The following is an 837-nucleotide window of genomic DNA, read 5'->3' on the forward strand; positions in this document are numbered from 1 at the left end:
GTCAGCCGCACCCCCGCCACATCCATCGCGTTGGCCCGCGCGTGCTGGCTGGGCCGCGCCGCTTCATCCTGCGAGCCATAGACGCGACGGCAGGCATAGGTCCCCAGGCTGTCGATCCGCGCCGGCTCCGCCCCAAGGACGTCACGGGCGGCGGGTTGCAGCACGTGGCGGTCCCACAGGATGTGACGCACCGCGAGCGGACAGCGCATGGCCAGGCCGCTCGGACTGACCGGGGTCATCTCGCCCCCGGTCAGGCGCACCGCGCCCCGCACCACGCAGAAGCCGCCGTCGTCGCGATCCTGCCCCCGCCGCACCTGAACCCCGGCCTGACGCAGCAGGGCCAGACAGGCGGTCGTGCGAGCCTCGACCTGTTCCGGCGAGGCCCGATCATCCACCTCCAGGCGGGCGACCTTGGCGGCGGTGGCCCAGCCTATGGGCTGGCGCAGGTCCAGCGGCTTCCACGGCAGATCCCGCGGCGGCGCCCAGGCGTCCAGCAGAAAGAACAGCCCGCAGGCCAGCAAGCCCAGGGTCACGATCCCGCTCCAGACATCGGCGAGAGGCGTAGGCTTGTCTGGCGCAGAGGGCTGGGATCGAGAACTCATCTCCCAGCCAATGCGCCAATCCCTGGGATGATCCTCGAAACCGTCACAGCAAGGCTGGCGGTGAAGGCGATTTCAGCGCAGGCTTTCACTGTTCAACCCAGGAGCCCCCATGGCCAAGGACAGCTACGCCGACACCCTCGAAGCCCTGCAGATTCAGCTGGTCGAGAGCCAGGCCTGGGCCATCGAACAGGGGATGAAGATCGTCATCGTCTTCGAGGGCCGCGACGCCGCCGGC

1 protein-coding gene and 1 pseudogene are annotated in these 837 nt (G+C 69.5%); one reads left to right on the top strand and one right to left on the bottom strand.

Annotated features, from left to right (window positions below):
• Positions 1 to 533, bottom strand: a 533-nt coding sequence (locus HX774_RS19325) for an extensin family protein (RefSeq protein ID WP_370523755.1), incomplete at its 3' end; no start/stop codon positions are given.
• Between the two features lie 178 nt (positions 534 to 711).
• Here HX774_RS19325 and HX774_RS19330 point away from each other — a divergent pair.
• Positions 712 to 837 (top strand): annotated as a pseudogene (locus tag HX774_RS19330) (polyphosphate kinase 2); the annotation flags it as partial.

It is taken from the genome of Brevundimonas sp. P7753, assembly GCF_013386595.1.
In the GTDB taxonomy this organism is placed as follows: domain Bacteria; phylum Pseudomonadota; class Alphaproteobacteria; order Caulobacterales; family Caulobacteraceae; genus Brevundimonas; species Brevundimonas bullata.